Below are 15,052 nucleotides of genomic sequence, written 5' to 3' on the forward strand. Positions count from 1 at the left end.
CGGATGGATGCGTGAACTCATGCTGCAAACTGCTCCTGGTGGGATTGATCACTGGGACTGCTGAACCCAGCAATCAAGTCAGCCAGCATAGCCTTTGCACGAAACAAAGGCCAGCTACGACGCGGAACATGATCACACGAAACTAAACATGTAGTCAGATCGACGGTCCTTCATTTTTCGGGTTCTTTCGCCAAGGTCAGAAGTTGTCCTGCTCCATATCTCTTCATAGATACCTCCGACAGAGAAATCTACCGGTACATCCATTTTTTGGTGGATAGACCAAGCCCGTAACACCATAGGCAAAATTAAGTCGACACGATTGAAATCTGCAGCAGGGACTCGCCCGGCATTGTATGCTTCGACAAAAGCTCTCCCAGTTGAGAGCCCATACCTAGTTAAGCGAACTTCCTCGTCGCGGTACTTTGCGTGGGCGGCAAGCGTAGCGCATTCAAAACTTGCCACAACAGCTTGGCCAAGCTGGTCGTAATTTGCCCCACTTGCATCTGCATGCCCAGTCGTCGCCGTAATGGCCAAAGCGAAGAACGAGAAACCTTTTGCAAGGGTAGTAGCTTTTTGCAGCCGGGCACGTCTGTAACATAAATTCAGAGATGTGATTTTCATCGCTCGCATTCGGTTTCCTTTAACCTAACCGGCCTTACGTACGGTCCGCCTTACCGAGCCAAATTTGTCCTCGACACCGGCAAAGGTCAAGTCCATGCCTATACGGCCGGCAAACGCCACTACCAATAACCAGATATTGAGTGGCGGCTGAATGGCGGCATACTCGCGTAACGAGGTTGATGCTGGGACTAATGCATCCTGGCCAAACCCCTCACCGCTTTCGACCCCGTAGATTAGCTGCGTCCTTCGATTCGTAGTCAGGTCTATAGACGCGAAGACCGGCCCTCCGACTTGACGCCCGTTTGGGTGAGGAAGGCACACGGCAGCATCGAAAATCAATCCGTCAACCTCTACCCATGAATGATCGAAGATGCCAACCTGGGACCGTACTTCGCCGATGTTCAGAGAAGGCGACAAACCAAGTTCAGTGAGCAGCATGTAAAGAACGGCCGATGTGTCATGACACGCTCCTGCATACTGGTGTTCCCATATGAATTTCAGCACTACTTCCCAGGCGCGGATGACCTTCTCGCCATTTGCAATATCTTCGGCTGCCTTCCGTCCCGCCTTCAACCATTCTTCCATAATTCTTTCCTTATGCGTGCGCCGGCCAGCTGGGGCGCCATTCGGCGCGGTACTTCAGTTTCGCGACCGTGAAACACGGGCGCCGCGTTTTCTTTTGCCTATTGCTCACATTGGTCCTGCGTAGACGAGCGAGCCATCGTCGAAGAGACAGGCAACCAGCTGCGCTACTTTTGGGCCGTCGGAGTCGGTTATATGGTAGAGCGTAGTCAGATGCTGCCAGACCGAGATGCGAACGGGCTCAAGCATGTGTTTTGCTAAGCTCACCTCGATTGCGTCGACAGCTTGCTGGTAGTCGTCGCGTCGGTTATCGAGCCGGAAACTTGCCACGAACTTTTGCATACGGTTTTCCTAGGAAGTGCGGTATGAGGGAGATATCAGGGCCAGGAGTGCATCGAGCTCGCCAGGCGAGGCTGCATGGAGCGGCTCATACTGTCCTTGTTCCCCAGCAAAAACATACTCTGCGCAGTCACAGTCGTCAGGACCTTCTTGGCAGTTCGCACATGGGGAGGCGCACAGCTCGATCATCTGATCAATGGCTGTAGATGGGTCGCTCGGGTCGTAGACATCCAGTGACGTGTGGTTGGCAGCGACATCGAGATCTCCTTTCGCGAAGTCCAAGACATCCCCGTCAGCATGGAACTCCCAGCTCGACAATGCCGTCAATGCTGGCATAAGCACTACGCGACAGTAATCAAAGCGATACTGGGCGAGATGACACATGATACGACCGTCGTGCTCATTCAGGCTACGGGCGGAAATCTGCCCATAGCGCTCGATAATCTCTCTATACTGTTTGGGACGCAGGCGGATGTGCTTAAGCCCATTGTTGATCGCGTCTATCAGTTCCATCTTGCGGTTACGGATATAGGCTCCGGCGACAACAAACTTCTCGTCAAAGGTAACGATCAGGTCCTTACGGTCTCCTGATATGCCAGCAGCATTTCTCACCGCTAAAAGGTAGTCAACGCTGTGCGCGGCAATTAGATTGCCTCCGAACGCCGCGTGAAGCGTAACGGTGTTCTGCCTAACCTTCGCCTGTAGATCGTCTCTAACTGGCTTAAGAATATGCCGAATAAAATACCGATAGTCGTCGCAGGCTTGCCTCAGCTCGGCACTAAACTCGCACGCTGGTTTTGCAGCGTAATCTCGGATAAAGGCCATGTCGTCTATTTCTCGGTTATGAAGCTTGCTGACGTAACGTGGCAGAAGCAAAGTCGACAACATCTGTGCCAAACAAGACCTTGTAGAGTGCTGGAATGTCAGCGATTTCGCAGAACTGCGACTTTCGGACAATGCGCAGGTTCGGTCGGTCCTTTTTTACCCCATTCTTGTCGCCTTTTGTGTGCTTTGCCATGTTGAAGGCGTCTAGCGGCGGAAGCGGTAGTCCTGGTTCGGCCCCAAAGAAGAGAAATGGGCCGAGTTCCATAGTGGATCGGTCAAAGCGTGTCCATACCACGCATCCAGATGGCTTACTGGCAAGGCGGAGATGCACCTTCTGAGCCGGGGTCGTTGCAGCGCGTGACGAGGATTTCAACTGCACATGACGCGTCACCCCATTCGCCTCTAACACTACGTCGTGCCCTGAGCGGTCGATCGAAGGCTGCGAAACCTCCAGCGTCGCACCGGCATGTAGCCAGGAGTATTTCAACAAATCTCCGATGAGAAGATGCTCGAGGAGTCGCTCACGGTAGACCGACTGATGTGTGTCCAGTGTGACGTCAATATCCATTGGATTTAGGTCCAAGTCTTCCATTGCAGATTTCGTGTGTGCAATTTTATAACTCCGTGCACTTCTGGTCCATGAGAAGTTGACGGGATTTCACTTAGCGATCGCAACCGTATGGCTGCTGGTTGCGATACTGGCGTTGTGATGCAGACTCTGCCTTAGAGGACGTTGGTGAACATCTCTTCAAGCCTCTTTTGCGACACTTGAAGATATGGGCGGACGTGGTTGAGCTCCGGTCTTGTAAGTGCTTCATATCATAAGCACTGCCCCACAAACCTTGCCGGCTTATAACTATCACATTTGAGTCTAGATTTCTTAGAACCTGTGACAATTCGATATAATCAAAGCAACATCGTATGACAGAATAAGTCTCTTCTTCAACGGAGGGAGAGAACTGTGGAAATGCATGATGCATATTTAGCTGAGCCGAGTGGAGTATTGCCAGTCCACAATGGGAATTCTTATATTGAAGCCCATAGCCTAGAGAACTCGAAAAATGTAAGTCAGAACAGTTATTTACACGATTTCGTTTTAAGTTCCCCTCAAATTAAAGAGTCTCAACAGTTTGGCCTTGTCGGTTTTATGACAAAGAGCGCACTGCAAGATAACGGCAATATAAAATTGCGCCCTGATGATCCCCCGACAACAATGTCATCAACTACCGGCCCTGAACAAGGGTGGTGGGGATGGGAGCCTACTGATAACTACTACTTCGATGCTTTTGGCTCCAATCTTCCAAGCTATGGTATACAACAAGTTGAGGTAATCGGTCATAAGATTCCTAGTTTTTGGAATTTCCCAGATTACTACATGAATGATGCAGAATATAGCTACCTACTCGATGGCGGGGCATCAGGAAGTACGCCTCCGCCAGGCTCAGGTAATTGCTTTCTCAGTCAAGTGATTGATTGGGCGTTTATTGAAGCCAGAGAAGGCCACAATCTCGACGGAAACGTGCCGTCGAAGGATGGTGTGCCACTCGGCAAATCCGGCGTGACTATTGGCTCTGGATTTGATATCGGCCAACATAGCGCTCAGGAAATTAGAGACCTGAACCTAGGCGCCGATCTAACTGCTCGACTATTGCCGTTCGCTACTTTAAAAGGCCAACTCGCTGTTGATAAGCTCAGTCAGGTAGGACTTCACATAACTCAAAGCGAAGAAATGCTAATAAACGCTCAAGTACATTCGGATAAGGCAGTGAACTTGATTGTCGCGTATGACAACGCTGTTGGTTATGGAGCATTCTATAAGTTGCCAGGGGCAGCCCAAACAATCATAGCAAGTGTCTCGTTTCAATACGGAAGCCTTGCGATCGCTACGCCTAATTTCTGGAATGATGTGATACACAAAGATTGGGGAGCTGCCATAGCGGAACTTAGGAATTTTGGTGACGATTATGGGCCTAGGCGGAACCTTGAAGCTGATTATCTTCAGTCTGCCTTGAATAATGGCAAACTTCCAGTTTGCTGACTTATGGAGACAAGCACTCTTACGAGTGCTTGTTAGTTGAAATGCGAAATATATTTATAATTTTTTTTCTCTTTGTGTTTTCTCAATCGAACGCACAAAGTCTTGATGAGAAGAATGCTCGAAAATTAATAACCTCTGAAAGCAAAAGGATATTTGAGGGAAGTCGAATAGATAGCTACATGCCAAATATTCTAGTTTCTGATGTCGTAACGACATTCATGGGGCCCAATCAATCTGAAAATTTTGATAGAAATCAGGTTTATGACACTTGCCGGATTCAAAGCTGCGATGAGAAGCTAGGCGTAGTCTTTAATGAAGCGGGCGATCGGCTTCTCGGGCTGGGGATTCGAAATTTCCGCTGCTACTATTATGTCATCGAGAACGCGCAGACCTTAATGAAACTACCACAATCGCCCCCGATTCGTTGTGATACTACGCCGACTTACCGTATATTTATTTTTCGTTACGAGTTTACCGTTAAAAATCTCGAAAAAGAGGTTAATAGTTTGCACAAACTTAAAGTTTGGGCCGCTGCGAAGGGGCCTGGAGAAATTATTATCGACGTGATTCGAGCTCAATAAATCTTGCAGTTTACAACGAAGATGAAAGACAAAGTAGAGTTAAAACATGTGGCATCAATATTAAAAGACAGCTCATCCCATTATGAGGATGAGAGCGTTGAGGTGCATTTACGAAAACTGTCGTTTTACAAGAACGACTTTCCTGGCAATTGGGATATTAACTCACTTCCATTTGTTAAGTCATTTGATTGCGAAATTTCCAATAACAGAATTATTTCGCTTTCACTCAAAGAGTTTCTATATAAACCCCAGCATCGATTCGTTCTGGAATGGCTTCTTACTCCTGTCAGCATTCTGGCGCGCGAGGACAGTTATATTCCGGAAAGTCGTTTTATTCGACGAAGTCCGGTGTTTGGCTACACCACTGCGAAAAAGAAGTCAATTTGTTACTTAGAATTTACTCATATCAGCCCCGCGTTGAGTGCGTTGAGATCATACCTGTCTAAGGAAGTTTCGCGTAAAAGAATTTCCCCGCTAATTATCGGCTTCGGGATCTTCGCTGGTATTCATCCATTTAAAGATGGCAATGGCAGGGCGGCCCGGTCTCTGTTATCGAAGGCGTTGAATCATACTGGGTTGTGGAGCGGGCACGACCTTCCGCTCGCTTTTTTAATTTATCGTGACCGGGAGCGGTTCATTAAATATTCACATCGTTTTCTAATTAATGAGGAAATTACTGAGTTCGTTGCTTATATGTCTAATCTCGTGGCCGCGGCCGCTGAACTAGAATTGTTAAATATCTACTTGAAATGGCGTCGTACAGAATATGATGTTAAGAATTAGATCGTTTGGATGTGCGATAGTATTTTCTTGCCTTATCGCGGGATGCGGCGGAGGTAGTAGTGGTGAAGAAAAAAGTAGCCCCGAAACCTCTGCTATGATTCCTCCCTTATCGGCTAATCCCCATAACCTGACACAAGGGGAAAAGATTGGTGAGTCCCACTGGCCGGACGGGAGTACAGTAATTGGAGGACACGGGCAGGCATTTACTAATGTACGGTGTGCACTCAATGAAAATTATCACCAACATGTGCACCTGACAGTAATTGTCGATGGGATTTTTCTTTCCGTACCTGCTGATATCGGACTCCAGGGATGCGCGTATGAGCTGCATACACATGATCGTTCCGGAATCATTCACATCGAAAGTGATAGGACAAAGACATTTAATTTGGGCGACTTTTTCTCTGTCTGGGGGCAACCACTATCGCAAACGACATTAGCTGAGATCAATAGGCCGGTCCGTGCTTTTGTGCAGGGCCCTAACGCCTCTATTGCAACAGAATATTTTGGAGATCCAAGTCGTATTGATCTAACGCCGAAGGCGGAGATTACCTTGATTATTGGGGCCCTGCCTTCTTCGTTGCCCCGCTATATTTGGCCAAGCTCTTTATAATTATGCACTCCGTATGTCACAAGCACCACGCAACAAGCCTTGCTAGGTTATGACTATGATATTTGAACAGAGCCGAATTTGGCGTTCACTGCCCGAGCACCTTCTGAATTGCCGTAAGATAGCCCGCTGGATAGACAACCTGGCCAGCGTCTGTCTTCACCCGACCATTGGTTTCTGCCATCCATCCCCAGTGCTCCAACGTCGCCGGCGCGATGGCGCGCTCCAGAGCGTTGCGCTCCTGTTTGGAAAGCTCGATGGAGGACGGCACAACGACGTCGGGCTGCACAGCTTCCCGCACATCCAAGTGCAGCACAGCTGTCTCGCCGGCCAGATGCCGTAGCGCTGTTACCTGGCCACGAGCTGATTCAAGTTCGGCAAGGAGGATTCCGATTCGGGTCCGCAGCACTGGGTCGGAAACGCCTTCCAGGATCTCATCCAGGATCGAATCCTTCCGCGCCGTCACCTTCTTTGCCTTGCCGCCCACGGCCTCGGCGTAGATCTTGATGAGCGCCTTATAGTCGTCGCCCGTCTTGTTTCTGATCGCAGCTGCTGATGGCCCACCGACCGCGGCGGAGAGACGGCCCGTAGTTGCAATCGAAAAGTCGCTACTGCCGCGATCATGCTGTTCCTCGCAGAGCCGGTAGATCAACCAAAGCGACTGGCCGGTTGCTGCCGGCCAGTGTACTGCAACTGTCGACCCGAAGCGGACTAAGCGATCGTGAAGGTATCCGTTGAACTCTCGGGCCAGGCCAAACGGCGATGTGCTCGTCTCAACTTTGGTCTCTGTAGAGGCCTCTTTACCGAAGCCTGCGCCACTTTCTTATCTCGACGCCTCGACCATGCTGGCGTCACCCAAGTCGCTAGCGCGGTCCCAATACGCATCTAAGGATGCAAGCTGTTGCATTTGGATTTTCCAAAGCCGCAAAACATTGCCACACAGTAATTTCTTTGATATCGTAGAACTTTTTACCGCAATCTCTTGCCTTGCTGCAAACAATAAATGAAAAAACTATTACTCTTATCGTTTTTTTCAATGTTCATTTCGTATGCATATGCTGACTGCAACTTAAAAATGGATTTCAATAAGAGCGATCATGCTAAGTACGAAAAATATCATGGTGGACCGAATGAGCATTTATTTACAGGAGAGCGATACGATTGGCTGTGCGAGAAATTCAAGCAAGCGCATGCTGAAATTCGCATTGTCGCGCAATCGACTGTTATGCAAAACAAATCTATCGGTTGGGCAGCTCTTTCAGTGAAGGATATAGATACGGGCATCGCTACTACTGAGTATGGATATAGGGTAACCAACATCGATTCGTATGCTAGCCAAGACAGAGCCGATCAACTCATGGTCGGCGCGATACTACAGGGTTTGCAAGAGTGGGATACAGTCGATGTCGCGCTCCAAAGTCTGGAGAATGAGCGGAAACGTACAAGAGCCTTTCTTGTAAAGCAGAAGTAGATTCCGATGTAGAAGCCCAGGCACTGATAGCACCGGTCACGGCCGGTGTTTGTTTGTACGCGAACGTATCTGTCCAGGTACACAAACATTTGCTGGCTATTGTCTCTAGCTGTCCGGCCTAGTGGTCGCCACCGGTCTTCCTGGCCGCCACCAAGTCATCGGAAAGCACGTCTAACGCCTCGCTCACCGTGCCACGGCCAGTGCCAGGCGACGAGCCCGCCGGCCACAACAAATAGGCGTGTGGAAGCTGGCCTTGTGGTCATCTGCCTTGTAGGACCGCTTGTGGCCGATCTCGGCCGTTCGGCCAAGCATAGCATGTTGTCGAGCTGCAAAGTTCACGGACTTTCGCAACAGACAGGAACCAGGCTTAGCTGACATATAGAAATAGATCCTGGCTTATGAGATGCGGTTGTCCAGCCCGATTGGGGCCTCGTGTAAGGGAAGCCGCTATAGCAGTTGTGCGCGCGGTCGCGCGCTACATGCTGGGTGAGCTCGACATGTCCAAGAAGCGGAAGCCGCCCGGTTGAGATTTCAGCTAGTCGCCCTTCACGACAGGTTCAGCCTGTGCGGCTGGCGGCGGGGTGAGCTCCACCGCCAATGCGGTCCTTTCGAAGAGCTTCTTAATCAAACTGGCGAGTCGAGGGGAGTTCGCGTCATTCAAAATTGCGCGACAGGCCTCAATGAAGTGCTGGGTCGCCGTTCCGAAATGAGCGTCGTAAGTCGCCCGTTGAAGGCGCATTTCGATCATCCGTCGCATGAACCGACGCAGCGTGTCTATGTCCATGCCTCGTATTGCGGCATCGAAATCCTCGGCCGTGGCCCGCTTCATCGCCACCTCTTGGAGCGTGCCCCACCCGCTGTTATCGACGATGTCGATGCAGGCGTCGACCACCGTTGCCCTCGCTTGGACGCGCGCCTTTGCGGCATCGAACGACGCCTTGATGTCTGGATGGATCGGGTTGTTGAACGGGTTGTCGTCCTCGACATCGTGGTGGTCCCCCGTCTCGAAGGCAGCAATCCACGCGTCGACGATAGCTTGGCCAAGCGCCTTCCCATCAGGTAGCTCGGAAAGAGTGTCGTAGAGCTGGGTCGCGACGTAGGGATCCAGCAATTCGGCTCTAGCGGGGAACTGGCTGGCCTCCCTCAGCAGATCTGCATCGCTCACCCGATGGTCCCAGAACGCCCGGTTCAAGAAGTCGCGCGCCGCCTGCCTGATTTGCAGCGCCTGCGTCTCGGCGACGTATCGGTCGACGATGGCCTGCACCCGGTCCGCATCAAACAACCCGGACTCTAAGAATTCGACGAGCACTTTCTCGAATTCATCGCATCCGTGGATGCCGAGTTCTTGCATGAGCAAGCGCCAGCGGTCCTCGCGCTTCTCCTGCTCGGTTGGCTCTGCGTTCTTGTCCCGGCCGAAACGTATCCAGTCCGGGTTCGCCACGTTCAACGCGAATTGGAAGTCGGGCCCGTCTGATATGCCCCGGTAATGGATCGAGGAAAACAGAACGATCGACGGCACTACCCGCGCCTGGATCGCCTGATCCAAATCTCGGCCGTTCAAGATCTGGTTGGTGGTCTTCACCACCTTGCCTACTATGCGGATGTTAGTAAGTCCGCAGACCGCAATAGCTCGCCCCAGCGCCTCCGCGTATTTCGATGACGTTAGGTTGATGGCGATCGAGAACGCCTCCTCCGGGGAGGTCGACAGCCTTACTTCCTCGTCGATAACCTTTTCGCGAAACGTCGCCCATAGTTTCGCCTGGTCGCCGTCTGTGGATAGCTGGTCGTCGTTCAGCACTAAGACAAACCTCACGCGGAACTGCTTAGAGTAGTCGTCGATGAAGCCCAGGACTTCGTCGATACCGAGTTTCGCGTGCTTGCGCTCGATGTCGTCGATGACTATGAGCTTGTCTCGAAGCACCACCGGGGCCATTAACAACACGTTGAGGTCCTTGAGGGCGGCCATTGCCTTGTAGTGCTGCGAGGCGGCAGTCACACCGGCGTTAAAGATGCTCTTGATGCCATCGAACACGCCGCCATGCGATTCGACGCCTGGGATGGCCGATTCGATCAGCTTGCGCTTGACCTGATCGACGCTCGAGAGGCCGAACAGCGATACGTAGAGTGCCTTCGTCACCTTCTGGTCGTCAGATGAATCCTTGACCTCGTTCCACAGATGCGTCTTGCCCGTGCCCCACTTGCCCGAAAGCGCGATAACACGGTTATCGTCCTGCCCGAGCAAGCGGATCAACCGCTCCTTCGTTCTTGATAGAGACATGCGCTCATCCTTCGGTGAACACGACAGAGGCACCCTAGGTCAGATCAGCCCTAATTTTGTTCGTAGACTGAGAGCCTTGGCCCTAGATGACCGATCCTAGCTGAACCCGGCCTTTCAGAGCTACAGAGTGTACCCGGCATGTTGCTATCAAAGCAAGTAAGTGGTTGCAGGTGCTTTTCACGTTCATGCGCACTCGAGCGCATATATGAGAATGTCACATGTGTACTAGCATAATGTTTGCTGGCTGAACAAAAAAAACGGGCTAGACGCCCGGTTCTTTGTGAATTTGCTCGCAAATATTACATCGGATTCACTGGCATATAGTTCGGCGTGTCCGAGTGGCAGCTGGACGGTTTCCACATGCGCTCCTTGCTGGATTAACCTGGACGCCATCGTGCGTCGGCCGCTGTGCGAGGAGCCGCCTCGTATCCCGGCGTCCCTGTACAGCTTTGTGACGTGTGATTGCAAGCTGTCGCACGCAAGGTAATAGACTGGCTCGCCGGCCCAGCTCACCCTGCGCTTCGTATTGAGATGGAACTTATAACCCTTGTGTGTCAGGATCAGCGTGCTTGCCGGTTCAAGGCCTCGGTAGCGGCTCGGATCGCCGGTCGTTCGCAGGCGCCGCGCAATCCGGTAGCCTAGGTATTGATCGATTGCGTCAATGGCCTTTGCGTGGCTCAGATAGATGCAGCGTTGCCGGCATCCTTTGGTGATCGCTGCGCGCAGGCTGATCTCTTCGCGAAGCGCGCCCAACGGGAACAGCACGTCTTGCACTTCGATCTGTGCGATTTCGGTCACGCGCATGCCTGCAGTTAAGCCTAGTAGGAGGACAAGGGTATCTCGCCCTGGATGTCTGCTAGTGGCCGCAGTGACGCGGAGAAGGTGACGGATTTGCCCCGGTTGGAGCGAGGTGGCTTGGGCCATGTGAACCTCTGAATAGGACTGATCGGAAACGGATTCAGAGAGAGTCGTGAATAGACTCTTTTTCCAGCATAACACGGCCTGAATGCGGCAGTCCTCGGAAAAGTACGCCATCATGCACGGTGCATTGCACGACCGTGCAATGGGCACTTTGGCTCAAATATCGAGCGATCGGCCGAAGTTCGTCGTGGCGAACCGGTACAAGCTGAGGCATACGTTACAAGACCCGCAGTCCCTAAGGGACGAGGACCAAATGTTTGATCTCGAAGAGATTAAACATTCAAGACGCCAGTCTATCCTGCCCCCAAACCTAAACTCAATAAACCGTCTTCAACGCGTTCGATCCTTGGGACATGTAACGCGCATAGGTATTGGCACAATGTCTTAGCAGCCACGTGCCAGCAAACTGGTCGTGCATTGTGGGTACCCGACTCCATGTCCGTCAGTAAGCCTTGTCCGTACGAGCAGATTTCGGTACCTGAACCACTGGCCTGACGTAACCACGATGCCTCATTCACTTTCTTTGGAGGCAACCATGAATCAACAAGCTTTTGATGTGGCTGTCGAACGCCGCGCATCGAGCGATCGTCCAGGCGTGCAATTCATCAGACTAAAGGAAGTACTGGCCATCTGCGGCAGATCACGCAGCAGCATCTACGAGGCGATCAAGAAAGGAAACTTCCCGAAACCCGTGAAGCTTCAAGGCAGGTCGTCGGCCTGGATCAGATGTGAAGTCGAACAGTGGGCAATCCAGTGCATCCGTGCCAGTCGGCCTGATTCGTAGCCAGCACGGACCGCAGGCATTGCGTGCCCCGTTCGCTTCGTGCGGCGACCTCGGCGAAGCTGTCGTAGACCGATGTCGAGCGGTCAGCCAAGACATGCAGGCCGCGCCCAAGCTTGAGTGGCCGGCTGTATTCGGTGAACGATGCGAGCACAGCGCACAATGCGCCGGCGGTGTCTACGTCGCGCGTACGCGGGGGCAGCCTTCGGATCGCGCCAGTTTCAGGATTCGTTCGCCTAGTGGTTCATGTTCCCATTCCGCACAAAACCTAGGCAGTTACCCATATTTGCCGATACCTTGTACGAGATCGCCGTATTTGGACAGTTGTCGCGAAGAAAAAAATTCGTCATGACGAACTCCGCGATTTCGTCATGACGAAATTTGGATGCCGCCACGATAGCCGGCACTAGCCGCCATCCGCACTATCCACTTCTCACAAAGCTGAAGGCAGCGGAGACACTGACCGTTGCACCAGGTCATAGCTAGTGCTACGCCCTCCAGCGCCGGACCGCTGCAGGATGCCCAGTTCAACCAACTCGTTGATGTCACGCAGCGCAGTATCGGTCGACGATTTTGCGATTGCCGCCCACTTGCTGCTGGTGAGCTTGCCCTCGAAACCATCGAGCAAACGATTGATGATCTTGACTTGCCGCTCGTTGAGCGCCACGCCCGAAACCCGCTGCCAGAAGTGAGCCTTTTCCAGCACGGCATCAAGCGCGTTGTGGGCCAGGTCCACAGCCTCGCCGAGCATCTGCAGGAACCACAGCAGCCATTCGGTCACATCCAGGCCAGCTTTTTGCGTGCGTTCGAGGATGTCGTAGTACGCCTTGCGCTCGCGCTGGATCTGCGCCGACAGGCTGTAGAAGCGCTGCGGACTGCCATCGGCGCGCGCCAGCAACAGATCGCCGATGGCGCGCGCGATACGCCCATTGCCATCGTCGAATGGGTGCAGGGTCACGAACCAGAGATGCCCCAGCCCGGCGCGAATCAGTGCCGGCTCGGCCTGGACCGGTGCGTTGACCCATGCAAGGAAGCCTTCCATCTCGCCAGCCACGCGCGGCGCCGGTGGCGCTTCGTAGTGCACGCGTTGCCGCCCCATGGGCCCGGACACGACTTGCATCGGACCGTGCGCATCGTCGCGCCATGTGCCGGAGCTTATCTTGCTCAGGCCAGAGTAGCCGGTCGGGAAAAGCGCCGCATGCCAGCCGAACAAACGCTCCTGCGTCAACGGCGAAGAACTGTTGATGGTAGCATCCAGCACCATCTCGACCACGCCCTCGACGTGCCTATCCACCGGCGCCAGCGAACCGATCTCGACGCCCAGGCGCCGTGCAATGGATGAACGTACCGAGGCGACATTCAGATGTTCGCCTTCGATTTCGCTGGTCTTGATCACGTCGTCGGTCAATGCGGCCAGACTGGCTTGGTCGCGCAAACCAAGGCCGATGTCGGCAAGCCTGCCCAGCAGCAGGCCCTGACGCTGACTGACCTGCGCAAGCGGCGACACCAGCGCCGCAAGGTCGTAGCGCCAGTCCGGCCAGTCCGGGGCCTGCCAGATATAGGTGTAATCGCCGCAGTTCATGCGGTGATTGTACGGATTAATCGCCGCATTGCCAATGCCGGAGTGAGCATGACTGTCCGCACTGAGAATCGCAGACCTCCCTACTCCATACCACTACAATAGTCAGCCCACGCCTGCATCAGCAACACCCGCTTGTCGAGCAGGTCGCCGCGCCGGTACGCCGCCTCGACCTTGTCCGGCAAGCCATGCGCGAGTGCGTGTTCGCACACCTCGCGCGCGAAGGAGTTTTTGCCGTACTCCGAGCACCAGTCGCGAAAGGTCGAACGGAAGCCGTGGACAGTGATGTCGGTCCGCTCCATCCTTCGCAAAACGGACGTCAGGCTCATGTCGGAAAGGAGCGTTTCCTTGTCCCGGCCGGGAAAAACGAGGCCGCTACGGTGCTCCATCGCGGCCAGAAGGGCCACCGCGCTGGTAGACAGGGGAACCCGATGCTCCTTCCCTGCTTTCATGCGCTCGGCCGGGATCGTCCACAGCTTCGCATCCAGGTCGACCTCCGACCACCGCACACCGCGCACCTCGCCCGACCGGCACGCCGTCAGGATGGCAAACTCGATCGCCCGCGCCGACACGCCCTCCCGCTTGCGCAGCTCCTTCATGAACGCCCCAATCTCGCGCCAGGGCAGCGCCGGATGGTTCTTGACCGGCGCGATCTTGTTCGGGTTCGCGAGCAGGTTCTCCAGATGCCCACGCCAGCGCGCCGGATTTTCGTCATGACGAAATTTGTGGGTGGTAGCCCAGTCGAGGATAGACTCGATGCGCCCGCGCAGACGCGTCGCGGTCTCGGTCTTCGTCGTCCAGATCGGCTGCAGCACCTTGACGACAAGGGCCGTATCCACATCGGCCACCGGCAGCGCGCCGATGACAGGACTGGCATACATAGCCAGCGTGGTCTCCCATTGCGCCGCATGCTTGGCGCTCTTCCAGCTGCCGCGGTGCGCGGAGATGTAAGCTGAGGCGCATTCGTCGAAGGTGACGCGCTTGGCCTGCTGGTGCACGTATTCCGCCCTCGCCCTATCACGCTCCTCGATCGGATCGCGCTTCTCCAGCAGCACGAGGCGGCATTGCTTAGCTTTCTCGCGCGCCAGCGCCAGGTCGACGGTGTGACAGGAACCGAGCCCCATTTCGCGGCGCCGGCCGAAAAGGTCATAGCGGAAGATCCAGCTTTTGGCGCCGCTTTTCGACACCTGCAGCCAAAGCCCGGCGCCGTCGCCGTACATGCCGGGTCTAGTGACAGAACGGACCTTGATCGCGGAAAGCTTGTTGATCGTGTAACTCATCGGTGTGTACCCACCTTTCGGCATGGTCTCCGCCCAGGTTTTCACTCTTGAAACGACCCATATTCCTACCCACCCCTCGTGCGTGGATGTGGGTAGATTCTAGTGGACGTCGCGGGACACCGATTTTGATATTTCTCCTATGAGGAGACGAAAAAAAGCCCCATCGTGTGGGGCTCTTGTTCAGTATGCTTGGCGGAAGCGGTGAGATTCGAACTCACGAACGGTTTAACCCGTCGGCAGTTTTCAAGACTGCTGCCTTCAACCACTCGGCCACGCTTCCTTGGGGAACCGGCATTATACATAAATCGTTGCCTGACAGGCGGGCTTCGACGGCCAAGTGTGAGCGAACGTAGTGCAGGCAAA

16 protein-coding genes and 1 tRNA gene are annotated in these 15,052 nt (G+C 53.7%); 6 read left to right on the forward strand and 11 right to left on the reverse strand.

All coding sequences use genetic code 11. The features are described 5' to 3' along the window. Nucleotides 1–132: 132 nt before the first annotated feature. The 5 genes from AB4Z32_RS25635 to AB4Z32_RS25655 form a co-directional block, all read right to left on the reverse strand. Nucleotides 133–630 (reverse strand): hypothetical protein, encoded by a 498-nt coding sequence (locus AB4Z32_RS25635; RefSeq protein WP_442124680.1) that lies wholly within the window; start codon nucleotides 628–630, stop codon nucleotides 133–135. 15 nt (nucleotides 631–645) lie between these two features. Further along, the gene (locus AB4Z32_RS25640) at nucleotides 646–1,206 is read right to left on the reverse strand and encodes a hypothetical protein (RefSeq protein WP_442124681.1); all 561 of its coding nucleotides are present in this window, start codon (nucleotides 1,204–1,206) and stop codon (nucleotides 646–648) included. Nucleotides 1,207–1,311: 105 nt separating this feature from the next. After that, complete coding sequence (locus AB4Z32_RS25645; RefSeq protein WP_442124682.1) at nucleotides 1,312–1,545, reverse strand: hypothetical protein; 234 nt, start codon at nucleotides 1,543–1,545, stop codon at nucleotides 1,312–1,314. A gap of 9 nt (nucleotides 1,546–1,554) precedes the next feature. Beyond that, a complete protein-coding gene (locus AB4Z32_RS25650; RefSeq protein WP_442124683.1) occupies nucleotides 1,555–2,367 on the reverse strand; it encodes a hypothetical protein in 813 nt (270 codons plus the stop codon). A 16-nt stretch (nucleotides 2,368–2,383) separates the two neighbouring features. Further along, entirely contained in the window at nucleotides 2,384–2,959 is a 576-nt protein-coding gene (locus AB4Z32_RS25655) for a hypothetical protein (RefSeq protein ID WP_442124684.1), read from the reverse strand. Between the two features lie 375 nt (nucleotides 2,960–3,334). Here AB4Z32_RS25655 and AB4Z32_RS25660 point away from each other — a divergent pair, with 375 nt between their 5' ends. From AB4Z32_RS25660 to AB4Z32_RS25675, 4 genes are all read left to right on the forward strand, one after another. Further along, nucleotides 3,335–4,405, forward strand: a complete 1,071-nt coding sequence (locus AB4Z32_RS25660; protein WP_442124707.1) for a pesticin C-terminus-like muramidase — start codon at nucleotides 3,335–3,337, stop codon at nucleotides 4,403–4,405. Between the two features lie 179 nt (nucleotides 4,406–4,584). Continuing rightward, nucleotides 4,585–4,986, forward strand: a complete 402-nt coding sequence (locus tag AB4Z32_RS25665; RefSeq protein ID WP_442124685.1) for a hypothetical protein — start codon at nucleotides 4,585–4,587, stop codon at nucleotides 4,984–4,986. Nucleotides 4,987–5,007: 21 nt separating this feature from the next. Beyond that, the gene (locus tag AB4Z32_RS25670; protein ID WP_442124686.1) at nucleotides 5,008–5,769 is read left to right on the forward strand and encodes a hypothetical protein; all 762 of its coding nucleotides are present in this window, start codon (nucleotides 5,008–5,010) and stop codon (nucleotides 5,767–5,769) included. Nucleotides 5,770–5,863: 94 nt separating this feature from the next. Then, entirely contained in the window at nucleotides 5,864–6,382 is a 519-nt protein-coding gene (locus AB4Z32_RS25675) for a hypothetical protein (protein ID WP_442124687.1), read from the forward strand. A gap of 85 nt (nucleotides 6,383–6,467) precedes the next feature. On the opposite strand, the gene gmtX is transcribed toward AB4Z32_RS25675, so the two are convergent. Continuing rightward, complete coding sequence (gmtX, locus tag AB4Z32_RS25680; RefSeq protein WP_442124708.1) at nucleotides 6,468–7,130, reverse strand: gamma-mobile-trio protein GmtX; 663 nt, start codon at nucleotides 7,128–7,130, stop codon at nucleotides 6,468–6,470. A gap of 252 nt (nucleotides 7,131–7,382) precedes the next feature. On the opposite strand from gmtX, the gene AB4Z32_RS25685 reads away from it, so the two are divergent. Next, nucleotides 7,383–7,850 (forward strand): hypothetical protein, encoded by a 468-nt coding sequence (locus AB4Z32_RS25685; RefSeq protein WP_442124688.1) that lies wholly within the window; start codon nucleotides 7,383–7,385, stop codon nucleotides 7,848–7,850. Nucleotides 7,851–8,385: 535 nt separating this feature from the next. Here AB4Z32_RS25685 and AB4Z32_RS25690 read toward each other — a convergent pair. Both AB4Z32_RS25690 and AB4Z32_RS25695 read right to left on the reverse strand, forming a co-directional pair. After that, the gene (locus tag AB4Z32_RS25690) at nucleotides 8,386–10,128 is read right to left on the reverse strand and encodes a P-loop NTPase fold protein (protein WP_442124689.1); all 1,743 of its coding nucleotides are present in this window, start codon (nucleotides 10,126–10,128) and stop codon (nucleotides 8,386–8,388) included. 225 nt (nucleotides 10,129–10,353) lie between these two features. Beyond that, nucleotides 10,354–11,052: a tyrosine-type recombinase/integrase gene (locus AB4Z32_RS25695; RefSeq protein ID WP_442124690.1), complete on the reverse strand. Its 699-nt coding sequence runs from the start codon at nucleotides 11,050–11,052 to the stop codon at nucleotides 10,354–10,356. Nucleotides 11,053–11,584: 532 nt separating this feature from the next. Here AB4Z32_RS25695 and AB4Z32_RS25700 point away from each other — a divergent pair. Further along, nucleotides 11,585–11,833: a helix-turn-helix transcriptional regulator gene (locus AB4Z32_RS25700; RefSeq protein WP_442124691.1), complete on the forward strand. Its 249-nt coding sequence runs from the start codon at nucleotides 11,585–11,587 to the stop codon at nucleotides 11,831–11,833. A 430-nt stretch (nucleotides 11,834–12,263) separates the two neighbouring features. On the opposite strand, the gene AB4Z32_RS25705 is transcribed toward AB4Z32_RS25700, so the two are convergent. The 3 genes from AB4Z32_RS25705 to AB4Z32_RS25715 all read right to left on the reverse strand — a co-directional run bounded on the left by AB4Z32_RS25705 (nucleotide 12,264) and on the right by AB4Z32_RS25715 (nucleotide 14,969). Next, nucleotides 12,264–13,412: a Fic family protein gene (locus AB4Z32_RS25705; protein ID WP_442124692.1), complete on the reverse strand. Its 1,149-nt coding sequence runs from the start codon at nucleotides 13,410–13,412 to the stop codon at nucleotides 12,264–12,266. An 80-nt stretch (nucleotides 13,413–13,492) separates the two neighbouring features. Further along, nucleotides 13,493–14,689, reverse strand: coding sequence for a tyrosine-type recombinase/integrase (locus AB4Z32_RS25710; protein ID WP_442124693.1), 1,197 nt, complete (start codon nucleotides 14,687–14,689; stop codon nucleotides 13,493–13,495). Nucleotides 14,690–14,879: 190 nt separating this feature from the next. After that, nucleotides 14,880–14,969: transfer RNA gene (locus tag AB4Z32_RS25715), tRNA-Ser, on the reverse strand. Nucleotides 14,970–15,052: the final 83 nt, after the last annotated feature.

Source organism: Massilia sp. 2TAF26, assembly GCF_052115005.1.
Taxonomy (GTDB): Bacteria; Pseudomonadota; Gammaproteobacteria; order Burkholderiales; family Burkholderiaceae_D; genus Telluria.

What these genes read in the sequence shown, in the direction of transcription:
- AB4Z32_RS25635 (WP_442124680.1), bottom strand. Translation starts at nt 630, where the DNA reads ATGCGAGCGATGAAAATCACATCTCTGAATTTATGTTACAGACGTGCC.
- AB4Z32_RS25640 (WP_442124681.1), bottom strand. Translation starts at nt 1,206, where the DNA reads ATGGAAGAATGGTTGAAGGCGGGACGGAAGGCAGCCGAAGATATTGCA.
- AB4Z32_RS25645 (WP_442124682.1), bottom strand. Translation starts at nt 1,545, where the DNA reads ATGCAAAAGTTCGTGGCAAGTTTCCGGCTCGATAACCGACGCGACGAC.
- AB4Z32_RS25650 (WP_442124683.1), bottom strand. Translation starts at nt 2,367, where the DNA reads ATGGCCTTTATCCGAGATTACGCTGCAAAACCAGCGTGCGAGTTTAGT.
- AB4Z32_RS25655 (WP_442124684.1), bottom strand. Translation starts at nt 2,959, where the DNA reads ATGGAAGACTTGGACCTAAATCCAATGGATATTGACGTCACACTGGAC.
- AB4Z32_RS25660 (WP_442124707.1), top strand. Translation starts at nt 3,335, where the DNA reads ATGCATGATGCATATTTAGCTGAGCCGAGTGGAGTATTGCCAGTCCAC.
- AB4Z32_RS25665 (WP_442124685.1), top strand. Translation starts at nt 4,585, where the DNA reads ATGCCAAATATTCTAGTTTCTGATGTCGTAACGACATTCATGGGGCCC.
- AB4Z32_RS25670 (WP_442124686.1), top strand. Translation starts at nt 5,008, where the DNA reads ATGAAAGACAAAGTAGAGTTAAAACATGTGGCATCAATATTAAAAGAC.
- AB4Z32_RS25675 (WP_442124687.1), top strand. Translation starts at nt 5,864, where the DNA reads ATGATTCCTCCCTTATCGGCTAATCCCCATAACCTGACACAAGGGGAA.
- AB4Z32_RS25685 (WP_442124688.1), top strand. Translation starts at nt 7,383, where the DNA reads ATGAAAAAACTATTACTCTTATCGTTTTTTTCAATGTTCATTTCGTAT.
- AB4Z32_RS25690 (WP_442124689.1), bottom strand. Translation starts at nt 10,128, where the DNA reads ATGTCTCTATCAAGAACGAAGGAGCGGTTGATCCGCTTGCTCGGGCAG.
- AB4Z32_RS25695 (WP_442124690.1), bottom strand. Translation starts at nt 11,052, where the DNA reads ATGGCCCAAGCCACCTCGCTCCAACCGGGGCAAATCCGTCACCTTCTC.
- AB4Z32_RS25700 (WP_442124691.1), top strand. Translation starts at nt 11,585, where the DNA reads ATGAATCAACAAGCTTTTGATGTGGCTGTCGAACGCCGCGCATCGAGC.
- AB4Z32_RS25705 (WP_442124692.1), bottom strand. Translation starts at nt 13,412, where the DNA reads ATGAACTGCGGCGATTACACCTATATCTGGCAGGCCCCGGACTGGCCG.
- AB4Z32_RS25710 (WP_442124693.1), bottom strand. Translation starts at nt 14,689, where the DNA reads ATGAGTTACACGATCAACAAGCTTTCCGCGATCAAGGTCCGTTCTGTC.